Source organism: Aeromonas sp. BIGb0445 (assembly GCF_024809075.1).
GTDB classification, from domain to species: domain Bacteria; phylum Pseudomonadota; class Gammaproteobacteria; order Enterobacterales; family Aeromonadaceae; genus Aeromonas; species Aeromonas rivuli.
The window spans coordinates 175,740-191,056 of record NZ_JANUES010000004.1 but is presented as its reverse complement, the minus strand read 5'-3'; the positions used below and the strand labels follow the sequence as shown (position 1 = coordinate 191,056).

18 protein-coding genes and 1 riboswitch are annotated in these 15,317 nt (G+C 56.8%); of the genes, 14 read left to right on the top strand and 4 right to left on the bottom strand.

The annotated features are described in order from the left end of the window. Positions 1-40: 40 nt before the first annotated feature. Positions 41-1,015 carry an HTH-type transcriptional regulator CysB gene (gene cysB / locus M2367_RS10820; RefSeq protein WP_042042922.1) on the top strand — a complete coding sequence of 325 codons (975 nt, stop codon included), beginning with the start codon at positions 41-43 and terminating at the stop codon, positions 1,013-1,015. 122 nt (positions 1,016-1,137) lie between these two features. On the opposite strand, the gene ribA is transcribed toward cysB, so the two are convergent. Next, entirely contained in the window at positions 1,138-1,731 is a 594-nt protein-coding gene (gene ribA, locus M2367_RS10815) for a GTP cyclohydrolase II (RefSeq protein WP_042042921.1), read from the bottom strand. A 255-nt stretch (positions 1,732-1,986) separates the two neighbouring features. Here ribA and cmk point away from each other — a divergent pair, with 255 nt between their 5' ends. The 6 genes from cmk to pyrF all read left to right on the top strand — a co-directional run bounded on the left by cmk (position 1,987) and on the right by pyrF (position 7,168). Next, positions 1,987-2,679, top strand: a complete 693-nt coding sequence (gene cmk / locus M2367_RS10810; RefSeq protein WP_042042920.1) for a (d)CMP kinase — start codon at positions 1,987-1,989, stop codon at positions 2,677-2,679. A gap of 93 nt (positions 2,680-2,772) precedes the next feature. Next, the gene (gene rpsA, locus M2367_RS10805; protein ID WP_042042919.1) at positions 2,773-4,443 is read left to right on the top strand and encodes a 30S ribosomal protein S1; all 1,671 of its coding nucleotides are present in this window, start codon (positions 2,773-2,775) and stop codon (positions 4,441-4,443) included. Positions 4,444-4,535: 92 nt separating this feature from the next. Then, a complete protein-coding gene (gene ihfB, locus M2367_RS10800; RefSeq protein WP_005908129.1) occupies positions 4,536-4,820 on the top strand; it encodes an integration host factor subunit beta in 285 nt (94 codons plus the stop codon). 158 nt (positions 4,821-4,978) lie between these two features. Next, positions 4,979-5,275: a LapA family protein gene (locus M2367_RS10795; protein ID WP_005908128.1), complete on the top strand. Its 297-nt coding sequence runs from the start codon at positions 4,979-4,981 to the stop codon at positions 5,273-5,275. 9 nt (positions 5,276-5,284) lie between these two features. Then, positions 5,285-6,451 (top strand): lipopolysaccharide assembly protein LapB, encoded by a 1,167-nt coding sequence (lapB, locus tag M2367_RS10790; protein ID WP_259236676.1) that lies wholly within the window; start codon positions 5,285-5,287, stop codon positions 6,449-6,451. A 15-nt stretch (positions 6,452-6,466) separates the two neighbouring features. After that, the gene (gene pyrF, locus M2367_RS10785) at positions 6,467-7,168 is read left to right on the top strand and encodes an orotidine-5'-phosphate decarboxylase (protein ID WP_224432728.1); all 702 of its coding nucleotides are present in this window, start codon (positions 6,467-6,469) and stop codon (positions 7,166-7,168) included. On the opposite strand, the gene rrtA is transcribed toward pyrF, so the two are convergent. Then, complete coding sequence (gene rrtA / locus M2367_RS10780) at positions 7,143-7,721, bottom strand: rhombosortase (protein ID WP_259236675.1); 579 nt, start codon at positions 7,719-7,721, stop codon at positions 7,143-7,145. The genes pyrF and rrtA overlap by 26 nt on opposite strands. On the opposite strand from rrtA, the gene M2367_RS10775 reads away from it, so the two are divergent. From M2367_RS10775 to M2367_RS10755, 5 genes are read left to right on the top strand one after another with little or no spacing between them, the layout of a single operon-like run. Then, positions 7,720-8,343: a tRNA-uridine aminocarboxypropyltransferase gene (locus tag M2367_RS10775; RefSeq protein ID WP_259236674.1), complete on the top strand. Its 624-nt coding sequence runs from the start codon at positions 7,720-7,722 to the stop codon at positions 8,341-8,343. The two genes, rrtA and M2367_RS10775, sit on opposite strands and share 2 nt — an antisense overlap. A 13-nt stretch (positions 8,344-8,356) precedes the next feature. Continuing rightward, a complete protein-coding gene (queC, locus tag M2367_RS10770) occupies positions 8,357-9,046 on the top strand; it encodes a 7-cyano-7-deazaguanine synthase QueC (RefSeq protein ID WP_259236673.1) in 690 nt (229 codons plus the stop codon). A 51-nt stretch (positions 9,047-9,097) separates the two neighbouring features. After that, on the top strand, positions 9,098-9,769 hold the full coding sequence (gene queE / locus M2367_RS10765; RefSeq protein ID WP_259236672.1) for a 7-carboxy-7-deazaguanine synthase QueE: 672 nt from the start codon (positions 9,098-9,100) through the stop codon (positions 9,767-9,769). Then, positions 9,770-10,000, top strand: a complete 231-nt coding sequence (locus M2367_RS10760) for a DUF3820 family protein (protein ID WP_042042913.1) — start codon at positions 9,770-9,772, stop codon at positions 9,998-10,000. Next, the gene (locus tag M2367_RS10755) at positions 9,997-10,557 is read left to right on the top strand and encodes a cob(I)yrinic acid a,c-diamide adenosyltransferase (protein ID WP_042042912.1); all 561 of its coding nucleotides are present in this window, start codon (positions 9,997-9,999) and stop codon (positions 10,555-10,557) included. Before M2367_RS10760 ends, M2367_RS10755 begins: the two co-directional genes overlap by 4 nt. A gap of 97 nt (positions 10,558-10,654) precedes the next feature. Here M2367_RS10755 and M2367_RS10750 read toward each other — a convergent pair whose 3' ends face one another. Then, on the bottom strand, positions 10,655-11,056 hold the full coding sequence (locus tag M2367_RS10750; RefSeq protein ID WP_042042911.1) for an H-NS family nucleoid-associated regulatory protein: 402 nt from the start codon (positions 11,054-11,056) through the stop codon (positions 10,655-10,657). Positions 11,057-11,374: 318 nt separating this feature from the next. After that, positions 11,375-11,546, top strand: a riboswitch (Lysine riboswitch). A gap of 84 nt (positions 11,547-11,630) precedes the next feature. Here M2367_RS10750 and M2367_RS10745 point away from each other — a divergent pair. Both M2367_RS10745 and M2367_RS10740 read left to right on the top strand, forming a co-directional pair. Beyond that, a complete protein-coding gene (locus tag M2367_RS10745) occupies positions 11,631-13,205 on the top strand; it encodes a Na+/H+ antiporter NhaC family protein (RefSeq protein ID WP_259236671.1) in 1,575 nt (524 codons plus the stop codon). 85 nt (positions 13,206-13,290) lie between these two features. Next, entirely contained in the window at positions 13,291-13,872 is a 582-nt protein-coding gene (locus M2367_RS10740; protein WP_042042909.1) for a thymidine kinase, read from the top strand. A gap of 106 nt (positions 13,873-13,978) precedes the next feature. Here the strand turns inward: M2367_RS10740 and M2367_RS10735 are convergent, their stop codons facing one another. After that, positions 13,979-15,316, bottom strand: a complete 1,338-nt coding sequence (locus M2367_RS10735; protein ID WP_259236670.1) for a flavohemoglobin expression-modulating QEGLA motif protein — start codon at positions 15,314-15,316, stop codon at positions 13,979-13,981. Position 15,317 lies beyond the last annotated feature (1 nt).

Here is a 15,317-nt window from a genome sequence, read left to right as displayed (position 1 = left end):
TTGTTAGTATTAGTTGAAGTCGTCTTTAGAGCCTAACACCATGAAACTCCAACAGTTGCGCTATATCGTGGAAGTTGCCAACCACAGATTGAACGTGTCGGCGACGGCGGAGAGCCTGTATACCTCTCAACCGGGGATCAGCAAGCAGGTTCGCATGCTCGAAGATGAGCTGGGAATTCAGATATTTGAACGCAGCGGCAAGCATCTGACCCAGATCACGCCGGCCGGGCGGGACGTGATCAAGATTGCTAACGAGATCCTTGGCAAGGTGGAGGGCATCAAGTCGGTGGCGAGCCAGCATACTCACCCCGAGCAGGGGACCTTGCACATTGCCACCACTCACACCCAGGCCCGTTATGCCCTGCCTGATGTGATCAAGGGCTTTATCAAGCGTTTCCCCAAGGTCTCCTTGCACATGCATCAGGGCACCCCGACCCAGATCAGTGAGGCCGTGGTGAAAGGGTTGGCGGATTTTGCCATCGCCACCGAGGCGCTGCACCTCTATGAAGATCTCATCATGCTGCCCTGCTATCACTGGAACCGCAGCGTGATAGTGCCTCGTGGTCATCCGCTGACCCAGGTGAGCAAGATCTCCATCGCCGATATTGCACACTATCCCCTGGTCACCTATGTGTTTGGTTTTACCGGCCGATCCGAGCTCGATACCGCCTTTAACCGCGCCGGTTTCGAGCCAAATATTGTCTTCACCGCCACGGATGCCGATGTGATCAAGACCTATGTTCGCCTCGGGGTTGGCATCGGTGTCATGGCCACCATGGCCCTGGACAAACAGACGGACACGGATCTGGTGGCGCTGGATGCCAGCCACCTCTTTGCTCACAGCACCACCAAGATTGGTTTTCGCAAGGGCTCCTTCCTGCGCACCTACATGTATGATTTCATGACCCGCTTCGCGCCGCATCTGACCAGAGATGTGGTCGAGAAGGCCATCGCCATGCGCTCCAGTGACGACGTGGATGCCATGTTTGCCAACATCGATCTGCCGGTTCGCTAACGGGGACTGGCACTTTAACAATGACGATGGCCAAATAAAAAGTGCTGTAACGGGCTTTCTCACACGCAATAAAAACGCCTCCCATCGGAGGCGTTTTTATTGCGTGGTGCAAGAGCGGGGGGTTATTTCTTCAGCATGTGGTCGAGCTTGTTCGCCTTGGTGGCGAGATAAAACTCGTTGTGGGGATTGCGCCCCTCTTGCAGTGGCACCCGCTCGGTGACGGGGATGCCGAAACTCTCCATCGCCTTGACCTTGCGTGGATTATTGGTCATCAGACGCAGACTCTTGATCTCGAGTGCCTTGAGCATGTCGGCGCAGATAGTGTAATCGCGCATGTCCGCAGCAAAGCCCAGGGCCACATTGGCCTCGACTGTATCGGCGCCTTGATCCTGCAGATGATAGGCGCGGATCTTGTTGAGCAGGCCGATCCCCCGCCCTTCCTGGCGCACATAGAGGAGCACGCCCCGACCGGCTTCGGCAATATGCTGCAGCGCGGCCTGCAGCTGAAAACCGCAGTCGCAGCGCAAGCTGAACAGGGCATCACCGGTGAGACACTCGGAATGAATGCGGCCGAGGACGGGTTCATCACCGCTGACATCGCCCATCATCAGGGCGGCATGATCTTTACCTGTGCCAACTTCCTGGAAGCCCACCAGGGTGAAGGTGCCCCAAGGGGTTGGCAATTTGGATTTGGCCACGAGAGTAATGCTACTCATGGGGTACTCCTTAACAACGAGGACGCGAAAAAAGGGGATCAGTTTAGCGCGCCTCGGGCTCCGCGACCATCAGAACCCGTCAGGAAGAGTCTGAATCCCCAGAAGAAACTTTGTACACAAAAACCTCAGTTACGACAGCTTTTACGCGGAACTGTGCGTTGGCGACTGCCAGCGACCTCACATTTGGGTATACTCTGCGCCCATTACCTCATCCCCGCCGGGATGATGCGCAACATCAAGTGCAGGAGATATGTTATGTCCCAAATGGCCCCCGTAATGACAGTCGATGGCCCGAGCGGTGCCGGTAAAGGCACCCTGTGCCAACTGCTGGCCGAACAGCTGGGCTGGCAGCTGCTGGATTCCGGTGCCATCTACCGGGTACTCGCCCTGGCGGCGCTGCATCATGATGTGGAGCTCGAGAGTGAAGCGGCGCTGGTCCCCCTGGCCGCCAATCTGGATGTGCAGTTTCCGGTCGAAAATGGCCACATGAAGGTGGTGCTGGAGGGCGAAGACGTCTCCCGCACCATACGTACCGAGACGGTGGGTAATGCGGCCAGCAAGGTTGCCGCTTTCCCGCGAGTGCGTGAAGCCCTGCTGCGCCGCCAGCGCGCATTTCGTCAGACCCCGGGCCTCATCGCCGATGGCCGCGACATGGGCACTGTGGTTTTCCCCGAAGCAGAGATCAAGATTTTCCTTGACGCAAGCGCCGAGGAGCGGGCCCAGCGCCGCTATAAGCAGTTGCAAGATAAGGGCTTTGATGTTAACTTCGAGCGTCTTTTAACCGAGATTCAGGAACGTGATGACCGCGACAGAAATCGCGCCGTAGCGCCACTGAAAGCGGCTGAAGATGCCCTGGTGGTGGATTCCACCGCGCTGACCATAGAGGAAGTACTGGCAACGGTATTATCCTATGCAAAGCAACAACTCAATGATGTCAGCTCACGCTGACATCAGTCGTCTGCGCCAAGGATGGAGCAGATTATTTCAAACAACCCCGCTGGTGCCGGATTGCTAGTGGATGTTTCATTTGTGACACAAACAATGATCGAATCTTTTGCTCAACTCTTTGAAGAGTCCCTGAATTCCGTTGAAACCCGTCAAGGTTCCATCGTTAAGGGTACCGTCGTTGGTATCAAGAACGGTTTCGTACTGGTTGATGCCGGTCTGAAATCCGAGTCTGCCATTCCTGCTGAAGAATTCAAGAACGCCCTGGGCGAGCTGGAAATCAACGTAGGTGACACTGTCGACGTAGCTCTGGACTCTATCGAAGATGGTTTCGGCGAAACCAAGCTGTCCCGCGAAAAAGCCAAGCGCCACGAAGCCTGGCTGCAGCTTGAGAAGGCTTACGAAGAGCAAGCTACCGTTATCGGTATCATCAACGGCAAGGTCAAGGGTGGTTTCACCGTTGAACTGAATGGCATCCGTGCCTTCCTGCCGGGTTCTCTGGTTGACGTGCGTCCGATCCGTGACACCGCTCATCTGGAAAACAAAGAACTCGAGTTCAAGGTCATCAAGCTGGACCAGAAGCGCAACAACGTTGTGGTTTCCCGTCGTGCCGTGATCGAAACCGAGAACACCTCCGAGCGCGAAAGCCTGCTGGCCAACCTGCAAGAAGGTCAAGAAGTTAAGGGTATCGTTAAGAACCTGACCGACTACGGTGCATTCGTAGATCTGGGCGGTGTTGACGGCCTGCTGCACATCACCGACATGGCGTGGAAGCGTGTTAAGCATCCTTCCGAAATCGTCAACGTTGGCGACGAGATCTCCGTCAAGGTACTGAAGTTTGACCGCGAGCGTACCCGTGTATCCCTGGGTCTGAAGCAGCTGGGCGAAGATCCCTGGGTTGCTATCGCCAAGCGTTACCCGGAGACCACTCGTCTGTCCGGCCGCGTGACCAACCTGACCGACTACGGCTGCTTCGTTGAAATAGAAGAAGGCGTTGAAGGCCTGGTACACGTTTCCGAGATGGATTGGACCAACAAAAACATCCACCCGTCCAAAGTTGTCAACGTTGGCGACCTGGTAGATGTCATGGTCCTGGATATCGACGAAGAACGTCGTCGTATCTCCCTGGGTCTGAAGCAGTGCAAATCCAACCCGTGGCAGCTGTTTGCCGAAACTCACGCCAAAGGCGACCGTGTTTCCGGCAAGATCAAGTCCATCACTGACTTTGGTATCTTCATCGGTCTGGATGGCGGCATCGACGGCCTGGTTCACCTGTCTGACATCTCCTGGAACAACCAGGGCGAAGAAGCAGTGCGTGAATTCAAGAAAGGCGACGAGATCGAAGCCGTTGTTCTGCAAGTGGATCCAGAGCGCGAGCGCATCTCCCTGGGTGTCAAGCAGATCGAAGAAGACCCGTTCAACAAGTACCTGGCTGACAACAAGAAAGGTGCTATTGTGATCGGTAAGGTTACCGAGGTTGATGCCAAAGGTGCCGTGATCGAACTGGCTGACGGCGTTGAAGGCTACCTGCGTGCCTCTGATGCAGCCCGTGACCGCGTAGAAGACGCGACGCTGGTTCTGTCTGTTGGTGACGAAGTTGAAGCCAAATTCATGGGCGTTGATCGTAAGAACCGCACCGTTAGCCTGTCCGTCCGTGCTAAGGACGAAGCTGACGAGCGCGTTGCTATCGATAGCCTGAACCAACAAGAAGAAGTTGTGTTCAGTAATGCTATGATGGAAGCGTTCAAAGCAGCCAAGGGTGAGTAATCCTTGATGCGAGAAAAGGGCGGCATCACGCCGCCCTTTTTTATTTTGACGTCATGAATATTGCATGTGATCGGGGAAGGAGATTTAACGTTATGACCAAATCAGACCTCATCGAACAACTGGCTGCGAGCCGCATGCATATGCCGGCTAAGGATGTTGAGGCCGCTATCAAGGAGATCCTTGAGCAGATGGCATCGACTTTACAAAACGGCGATCGGATTGAAATTCGCGGTTTTGGCAGCTTTTCTCTGCACTATCGTGCTCCGCGGGTCGGGCGAAATCCCAAGACTGGCGACAAGGTGGAATTGACGGGTAAATACGTCCCGCACTTCAAACCGGGTAAAGAGTTACGCGAACGCGTCAACCTCGTTGAATAATGCAGAAAACGGCATACCTGAGTATGCCTTTTTTGTTTTTGTCCCTTTAATTGTGCCAATTCACTTGTTTCTGAAAGTCTTTTCCCTTTCTCTCTAGAGTCTGCCGTGGATTTTAAGGATAATCATCAGGTCTTTTTCGATACTGACAGGAAGATCCTATGAAGCGTATCTTGGCCCTTATCCCGCTGGTGTTGGTCTTTATCTTCACCCTGGCCCTTGGCTCACAGAATGGTCAGTTGGTGCAATTCAACTATCTGATTGCCCAAGGCGAGTTTTCCCTTTCCCTCTTGCTTGGCCTCTTTTTTGGTACCGGCTTCCTGCTTGGCTGGCTGGTCTTTGGCCTCTTGTTCCTGCGCCTCAAGCTGCAGAATCGCACTTTGAATCGCACCGTGCGTCGGCAATCTCGCCAGTTAGAACTAGCCACTGCATCGGACAAGGGGTCCGGTAAGGAATAACGTTCCTCCATGCTTGAACTGCTTTTCCTGTTGTTACCCATTGCAGCCGGTTACGGCTGGTATATGGGGCGCAGGAGTGTTCGCCAGGACACCCAGAAACAGAGCAACCAGTTTTCCCGCCAGTATGTGGCGGGCCTTAACTATTTGCTCTCCGACGAGTCTGACAAGGCCGTCGATCTCTTCATTCAGTTGCTTGAAGTCGACAGCGACACCATCGAAACCCATCTCTCCCTCGGCAATCTGTTTCGCCAGCGTGGGGAGGTCGATCGCGCCATCAAGATCCACCAGAATTTGGTCAGTCGCGAGCTGACGCGCGAACAGCGCCAGCTTGCCCTGCAGGAGCTGGCGCGGGATTTTCTGGCTGCCGGTCTGCTCGACAGGGCTGAAGCCATCTGGGTTGAGCTGTGCGAGGATGGTGATTTCGAGGAGACGGCGCTCACCCAGTTGCTGATCATTCATCAACAGCTGCGGGATTGGCAGCAGGCTATTCTGGTTGCCCAGCGTCTGCAAAAATTCCCCGGCAAGAAGCTGGCCGAGCCCATCTCCCATTTCCATTGCGAACTGGCTGAGCAGGCACTGATGGATGGTGACCTGAGTGAGGGGCGTGCTCGTCTGAAGAAGGCACTGGGGGTCAATCCCCATTGCGCTCGAGCCAGCCTGCGTTTGGCCAAGCTGGACATGGAGGAGGGCGATTACCTGCAGGCGAGCCGCGAACTGCTGCGCGTCTTCGAGCAGGATATCGATTTTGCCTCCGAAGCCATGCCACTGCTGAGCGACTGTTATGAAAAGCTGGGCCGCAGTGCCGAGCTTATCCCGTTGCTTGAGAAAGCGGTGGAAGATCACGCAGGGGTGAGTGTCACACTGGCGCTAGCCAAGCTGGTGGGAGAGCGTGATGGCCTGAACCAGGCTCGTGCCCTGGTATTGCGGCAGTTGCGCCGCCACCCCTCCATGAAGGGTTTCTACCAGCTGGTAGGCTTCCAGCTTGCCAGTGCGGAGCCAGGCCCCGCCAAGGAGAGCCTGGAGCTGTTACAGCAGTTGGTCGGCGAACAGATCAAAATAAAATCAACCCACAAGTGCCGCCAGTGTGGCTTTGCCACCCACTCCTTGTTCTGGCAATGTCCCTCCTGCCGGCAGTGGGGCTCCATCAAGCCGATCCGTGGTCTGGACGGTGAATAACCTATAGGAAGAGAGATGCTAGATCCCAAAGTTCTGGTCGCGCTGGATTATCAGTGTGAAGCCGATGCCCTGGCCTTCGTTGAACGGGTCTCACCGACCCAGTGCCGCCTCAAGGTGGGCAAGGAGATGTTCACGCTGTTTGGCCCCCAGTTCGTGCGTCAGCTGGTTGCCAAGGGCTTCGACGTCTTCCTGGATCTGAAGTTTCACGACATCCCCAATACGGTTGCCAAGGCCGTTGCGGCCAGTGCCGAATTGGGTGTCTGGATGGTGAACGTGCATGCCAGCGGGGGAGAGCGCATGATGCGGGCCGCCAAAGCAGCCCTCGTGCCTTATGGCGATAAAGCGCCGTTGCTCATTGGCGTGACGGTACTGACCAGCATGGAACAAGAGGATTTGCAGGGCATTGGTCTGGATATCAGCCCGGCCGAACAGGTGCTGCGCCTGGCTCGCCTTGCCAGGGCATCCGGGCTCGATGGAGTGGTCTGTTCTGCCAACGAAGCGAGGGAGTTGAAGGCCGCGCTGGGGGATGACTTTACCTTGGTGACGCCAGGAATACGCCCTCTGGGCGTGGCACAGGGCGATCAGCGCCGGGTGATGACGCCCCGTGAGGCAGTGGCTGCGGGGGCGGACTATCTGGTGATTGGGCGTCCGATCACCCAATCGGCCGATCCGGCTCTGACCCTTGCAGAAATCAACGACGATCTCGCCAGCCGCTGACCAAGAGCGTGAGCAGGCCAAGCACCAGGCCTGCTCCCGCACCGACCAGATGTGACCCTATGTGTACCTTGGCCCCGATCAGCATGGCGGCCGGACCATCCCCCCCGGAGTAGTGATCCAGTCCCAGTTTGATGGCAATCCCCAGCAGCATGAGCCAGCCCGAATGACGGCGGTGGCGAATGTCTTGAATGGCCCCCCAAACGAAGAGCCCATGCAGCATGCCGGACAGGCCCATGTACCATTGGGTGTGCGGATAGCCATACCACAGGCCCAGGCCCACGGCGAGACTGAGCACGGCCAGCAGCCGCGGCAAGGCCCAACTCTGCAAGTAATCACAGAACAAGGCGTAGAGCACCAGCAGGCCGGCGAGGTTGAGCAGCAGGTGCCACAGATTGGTGTGAGCTAGATTGCCTGTTATGATGCGCCACCCTTCTCCCTGAGCTATCAGCGTCCGGTTGAAGGCGATGAGATCGTTTGGCACGGTAAAGAAGAGGATCAGGCAGGCGAGTGAAAGCGTGATGAGCCAGAATAGCCCGGATTTGACTGACAACATGAAAGGGCCCAACGAACAAAATAGTCGCTACTGTACACGCTGCGTCCGCGCCCTCAAAGCCTGTCTATGCGAATATATTCATCCCGTGGTGAATCGGGCCCCCCTGGTCATTTTGCAACACCCGAGTGAGGTGGGGCATCCCAAGGGTACCGCGTCCCTGCTGGCCGCCAGCCTGACCGAGGCCCAGATCTGGGTCGGGGAGACGTTCAGCGAGCACCCGGCACTGATGCAGTTGCTGGCCACTCGTCCCTGCTATCTGCTCTGGCCCGATGAACAGGCCCGGCCTCTGGCCGAGGTGCGTGCCTTGTCCCCGGGCTCAGCTCAGGGGGAGCCTTGCTTCCTGCTGCTCGATGGCACCTGGCGCAAGGCTTATAAAATGCTCTGTCTGAACCCGGCGCTGGCCGCCTTGCCGCGCATTGCCCTCGCCACCGTCCAAGGCCAGTACCTTATCCGCAAAAAGCCTTTTGCCACGGCCTTGTCGACCCTGGAGGCTGGCTATCATCTGTTATCGCAATGGGAGGGCGACCCGGCCAAATATGCCCCCTTGCCGAGCCTGTTCCATCGTCTCAACGAGCAGTGGCTCTCCTATTCGACGCGCAAGCCAGCGGCCCTGCGCCCTTAAGAGGATCTATCAAGTGAGAAAAGCAGTTGTGGTGTTCAGTGGCGGTCAGGACAGTACCACCTGTCTGGTACAGGCCAAGGCGCAATATGACGAGGTTCACGCCATTACCTTCGACTATGGCCAGCGCCATCTGGCGGAAATTGAGACGGCCCGCACCCTATCCAAGGTGCTGGGCATGGCTGCCCACAAAGTGATGGATGTCACCTTGCTGGGGGAGTTGGCCATATCGGCCCTGACCCGGGACGATATTCCGGTCAGCGGCGAGTTGCAGGACAATGGCTTGCCCAACACCTTCGTGCCGGGCCGTAACATACTCTTCCTGACCCTGGCGGCCATCTATGCCTATCAAGTGGGCGCGGAGGCGGTGATCACCGGGGTCTGCGAGACGGATTTCTCCGGATATCCCGATTGCCGCGATGAGTTCGTCAAGGCGCTTAACCATGCGGTGGCGCTGGGACTGGATCGTGGCTTGCGTTTCGAGACGCCCTTGATGTGGCTCGACAAGGCCGAGACCTGGGCGCTCGCCGATACGTTCGGCCAGCTGAACCTGGTGCGCGAACAAACATTGACGTGCTACAACGGCCTGATTGGCGATGGCTGTGGGACTTGTCCCGCCTGCATACTGCGCCGCCGTGGTCTGGATCAGTATCTGGCTGATCGGGCAGGCGTCAGCCTGCGTCTGCAACACAAACAGGGGCGCTAGCCTTATTCACCCCGCACGGGGTCACAGTGATTGGTAACCAGTAGTTTTATGATGCTCTACCCGATTAACGAAATTTTTCAGACCATACAGGGGGAGGGGGTGTTCACCGGCCTGCCCGCTATCTTCGTGCGCCTGCAGGGTTGCCCCGTCGGCTGCCCCTGGTGCGACACCCGTCATACCTGGGTGGTGGATCCGGCGCGCCAGGTGCCGGTCAGCCAGGTGCTGGATTGTTCTAACGAATCCGATGGTTGGAGCCCGATGAGCGGCGCCCAGATATTGGCCAGTTTTGCCGAGCTGGGTTATCGGGCCAAGCACGTGGTGATCACCGGAGGGGAACCCTGCCTCTATGATCTGAACGAGCTCAGCGAGACCCTGCACCAGGCCGGTTATCAGCTGCAGATAGAAACGAGTGGTACCAGCGAGGTGCTGACCCATCCGTCGACCTGGGTCACAGTATCCCCTAAAATAGGGATGGCAGGCGGCTTGACTGTGCTGCCCAACGCCTTGGCCAGGGCCAATGAAATCAAGCATCCTGTGGCCATGATGCGACATGTCGAGGAGCTGGATGCCCTGCTCGCCAGTGTCCAGCTGCGCGAGGATGTGGTGATCGCGCTGCAACCCATCAGCCAGAAACCCAGGGCAACCCAGCTTGCCATGGCGGTCTGTATTGAACGTAATTGGCGCCTCTCTATCCAGACTCATAAATATCTGGAAATCGATTAAATGACCGGCTTGCCTGACGAACAGATATTGCTGACTCTGGCCACGCCAATGCCTTATGGCAAATATCGGGGGCGCAGGCTCATCGATTTGCCTGAACCTTATCTGGTGTGGATGGCACGGAGTGGATTTCCGGCTGGCTCTCTGGGGCAATCACTGGCATTGGCGTATGAGATAAAATTAAATGGGCTCGAGTCCATGATACTACCCATCATCGATAGGATATCAGTATGAGAATATATACCCGGCAAGGCGACAAGGGGATGACCCGATTGGCAGATGGTAGCCGCATTGCCAAAAGTCATCAGAGAGTGGCCAGTTATGGCGACATAGATGAATTAAATTCTCATATAGGTCTTCTTGCTGCGAAAATAACCGATCAGCAACCTCAGGTATTAGCCGAGCTGACACTCATTCAGCAGGAGTTGTTTGACCTGGGAGGTGAATTGGCATTTTCGAGTGAGGCACAGTCGAGTGCTATTTGGCAGGTCAGGGAGGAGTGGACGACACGACTGGAATCCCAGATCGATCATTACACTGAACAATTAGCGCCGCTGCGCCAGTTTATTCTACCCGGCGGATCTGAGGCGGCTGCCCTGGCCCATGTGGTACGGACACTGACGCGGCGCTGTGAGCGACAGCTGCTTGTCCTGGCGGAACAGGAGCAGATCAACCCTGCCGTCATCCCCTACGTCAACCGGCTCAGCGACTGGTTCTTTACCCTGGCTCGCTACCTGGTCTGCCAAGAGGGCAAGCCGGAAGTGCATTGGATTAAAGCGGCAGACAGGTAAATACCCAGATGGTTCTGACGACAGGGTGAGCAACCTTGTCTGGAGCAAAAAAAAACCTCGCCATGCGAGGTTTTTTTATAGGGAATGCCTGGATAAATCAGATAGCGAAATCTGCCAAGGATTTACCTGCTTCAACGGCCTTGGCGATAGCGGAAGGCATACGACCCTGACCGGTCCAGGTTTTCTCGACACCGTTATCATCATAACGGTATTTCGGCGGACGCGGAGCGCGCTTGCTGCCTTTAGCCGGTTCGGCGGAAGGAGCCGTGCTAACCAATTCAGCCGGGTCGATCCCCGCGGCTTTCAGCATTTCGGTATATTCATTGATTTTACGCTGACGCTCTTCGCGAGCTTGACGATCGACGGCTTCATCTTGCTGACGTTCAGCAACGATGGCGGAGAATTTCTCCAGCCCTTCTTCCAGTTGTTCCAGAGTCAGCTCACGGCAAGCGGCACGCAGGCTACGGATATTCAGCAGTACTTTCAGAAATTCAGTCATAGTGGTTACCATGCGAGCAAGAAAGGGATAAATATTGGATAACTATTTTCTGGTAATTTATACGTCAGGACGACATTAAGTCAAGTCGAGAGAATTAATAAATAATTGCCTGAAATTAAGATCATTATTTTTTAATCCCTGTCGACGGGTTAATTAGGGTGAGAAACCTCATCAAGGTGGGTGTCAGGCTAAAATCTCGTCAGATCTTTCCTCCGTGATATCTCTCACTGCCATTGTGCGGAAAGACTTGATTCGAATGAGTATTAAATCAAAAAACTTGATATAAAATGTCAGCACGATAAAATGCCCGCCGAATACCTTTTAAGTAGAGGCGCGCTGCCTATAACTACTCATGCGGAGGGTGATGCCTGTGAAGCATGAGGAAAGGAGCCAGCGCCGAAGTGATCATGCCATCATGCAGGGTCGCTGGGACTGCATCGAACAGGTGCAGTACTGCCATAGTCAATCACTATGGAGCGCTACTGAAGGGGCTGAGGAGTAACCCTTCGCGGGCTCATTTTCTTCTTTATCCTCTCGGTAGATCTCCACCTTATGTTGTAGGTGTCAAGAGATCATGGACATTACCCATTACGCCGATTCGGCGTGGTCCCTCATTCCCCCTTTGGCGGCAGTCATACTGGCCGTCACGACCCGCAAGGTGCTGCTCTCCCTCGGCGTCGGCATCGTGCTGGGCTGCCTGCTGGTAAATCAGTTTGCCCCCCTGGCCAGTGCCGAGTATCTCGGCCAGGTGGCCAAGGGGATATTCTGGGCTGACGGCGCCTTGAATGGCTGGAACGTCAATATACTGATATTCCTGCTGCTACTGGGCGGCATCATCAGTCTGCTGACGGTGTCGGGCGCGACCCTGGCATTTGCAGAATGGGCGGCGCAGCGTATCCAGGACCGACGGGGGGCCAAGCTGCTGACCGGCCTGCTGGTGTTCCTGTTCTTCATCGATGACTATTTTCACAGTCTGTCGGTGGGCACCATCTGCCGTCCGCTGACCGATCGCTTCAATATCTCCCGGGCCAAGCTGGCCTATCTGCTTGATTCAACCGCCGCCCCTGTCTGTGTGTTGATGCCGATCTCCTCCTGGGGGGCTTATATCATCGCCCTCATCGGCGGCATCTTGACGGCCCATGGTATCCAGGATCAGAGTCCCATTTCTGCCTTCGTGCAGATGATCCCCATGAACTTCTATGCCCTGTTCACCCTGGCCATGGTATTGGTGGTGATAGTGTTCCAGCTCGACATCGGTCCCATGCGTGAGCATGAGCAGCGCGCCCTCAAAGGGCAGTTGTGGGATCCGGCCAAGGGTGTGCCCCCCGGCAGCAGCGGCGATCTGCCGGTCTCCAGTCGCGGCCGGGTCATCGATCTGGTGTTGCCTATCCTGACCCTGACCGCGTCCACCGTCTATTTCATGATGGCCACCGGGGCTGCTGCCCTGGCCGAGAAAGGACTGCCGTTCGGGGTGCTGGGCGCGTTCGAGAATACCGATGTGGGTGCCTCTCTGGTCAATGGCGGCCTGTGCGGTCTTGGGGTGGCCGTGGTGCTGACTCTGCGCATGGGACTGAGCCTGCGCACCTGGCTCGAGGTCATCAAGCACGGCGTCATGGCCATGCTGCCCGCCATCTATATTCTGGTGTTTGCCTGGGCCATCGGCGCCGTCATCCGCGATGTGGAGACCGGTAAATATCTGGCTTCCCTGGCCCAGAGCGGGCTGCCCATCGAGTTGCTGCCCGTGGTGATGTTCTGCCTCTCCGGCGCCATGGCGTTTGCCACCGGCACCAGCTGGGGTACCTTCGGTATCATGCTGCCTCTGGCCGGTGATATGGCTGCCGCCAGCGAGATAAGCATGATGTTGCCGATGCTCTCTGCGGTGCTGGCCGGGGCCGTATTTGGCGATCACTGTTCACCGATATCGGACACCACCATCCTCTCCTCCACGGGGGCCGGTTGCCATCATATCGACCACGTGATGACGCAGCTGCCCTATGCGCTGACCATCGCCATCGGCGCTGCCTTCGGCTACCTGACGTTGGGACTGACCCACTCGGTCGGCGCAGGTTTTGTCACCAGCGGCGTCTGGTTCCTCGGGGTGACACTCTTCTACCTGAGAGCCAATCAGAAGGCGGCAGCCACCGCCTGATGAATGATGAGGGGCCTGCGGGCCCCTTTGTTTTTGACGCCATGCTGCGTTAGCATGCGCGCCATAAATTGGTATCGGAGCAGGCATGGCCTCACTACATTACAAATTCGCCGCGATGAATTCGGGCAAATCCACCCAGTTGATCCAGGCACACTTCAACTATCTCGAGCGGGGCATGCACCCTCTGGCCATGACGCCAGCCATTGATGACAGATCCGGACTCGGGGTGATCAGCGCCAGGGTCGGGTTGACGTTAAAGGTGGAGGTGTTTAGCGACAGCTGCGATCTGTTCGAGATGGTCAAGGCCCGCCATGCGGAGCAGGCCATCGATGTGTTCATCGTCGATGAGGCGCAATTTCTCACCAAGGAGCAGGTCTATCAGCTGGCCCGGGTGGTGGATGAGGCGGGTATTCCCGTGATTGCCTATGGCCTCAAGATTGATTTTCGTGCCGAGCTGTTCCCGGGCTCCTACCATCTGCTCTGTCTGGCCGACAAGGTGGAAGAGCTCAAGAGCATCTGCTGGTGTGGCAACAAGGCGCACATGAATGCCAGGGTCAATGCCGATGGTCAGGTGGTGCGGGATGGCGCTCAGGTGGAGATAGGGGGCAATGCCCGTTATGTCTCCCTGTGCCGCAAGCACTATCTGGCTGGCCGGGCATTTCGTTAAGTTCAGCTAGTGCAGGCTTGAATTAGGATGAAAAGGGCCCGGTCGGGCCCTTTTCTGATGGTGGGTGCAGCCATGGGAAGTGGCTCAGGCAGGGGAGGCGGGGAGCTTAATCGAATTCGCTGTCGACCGGAGTAATGATGGGGTCGGCCACCGGCAGGCGATGAAACAGCTGACGAAAATGCTGCTGAACCCGGCCTATATCGACAAGGGACATGCCGGAGGCGAAACCGAACCAGACATAGAGACCGGTCAGGTCACGGAACATGGGGGGCAGGTACTTGGGGGCGGCGATCAACCCCTCCAGATAGTGCTGATAGAGCACAGGAATGTCATCCAGGGTCACCTTGCCCACAAACAGCATGGGCAATATTTCGGGTACGCCCTCCAACACGGCGCTGCGGATGAAGTTGACCGTCTCCACATAGCCCTTTACGTAGGAGAGATCCTTGGTAAAGCAGGCGCCCCCCTCCACCATGCCGCCCCGGAATACGCGTTGGGTGATCTTGTAGGCATCATGCTCGCTCGCGCCCTTGTCCAGAAAATGGCGATAGAGTTCGATGAAGTCCGCGCCATTCTCGGCCATATCGATAGCCATCACCCTGTCCGAGATGCGTTTAGCCCGGTCCGGGAAAGAGCTGAAGGTCAGAGTCTCTATCAGCACAGCCAACCCCTCCTGGCAGGCGGTGATGCGTGGTGAGCCGGCACTGAGCCAGGTCGCATAAGGTTGCTGTCGGCCATTGAGGGTGGTGCCGACATGAACCCAGCCCTCATGGACTTCCAACACCTGCAGATCCAGCTCGGAGAAGCGGGCATGGCTGCTCAGCTTGATATAGTCACCGCCGGCTGCGGCATCCGAGACGATGCCATCGCTCAGCTTTACCTGCACCTGACCGTCGCGAAAGTAACTGGATAGCTTGTCCTGCAGCCGGTCGACCGCTGCCTGCCCCTCAAACTCCTTGGGATAGGGGCGCACCAGATTGCGGGCGCCAGGCAGGGAGAAGATGTCGCACAACCGCTCTCCCAGCTCGCGCAGTGTCTTGCGATCGCCACGCAGATGATCCCGGGCCGAGCCATAGAGACGCTGGCTGTAACGCAGAAAGTCCGGCTGACCGCGTTGGCGCAGCATCTCGATCACCACCATATATTGGTCGACGTTGGCCTGCAGTATGCGGCCCAGATCGTCATGGGGGCCCAGTTTGCGGCGGATCCTGTCCCTGAGCTCCTTGAGCTCCAGGTACTTGTTGCGCGGATCGAAGCCCAGATCCAAGCCCTGATAGAAGTTGGCATCGATGGCGGGGAGTTCACGGCCCCCCTTTGCCAGGAAGTCATGGCGGATATGATGGGGCCATTTGATGGCATCCAGAATGCGGATCGGCTTTTGCAACACCAGCAATTCATCGGAAAGGGACTTGAGGTGCAGGCGATATTTCTCTTGGATGGTCATC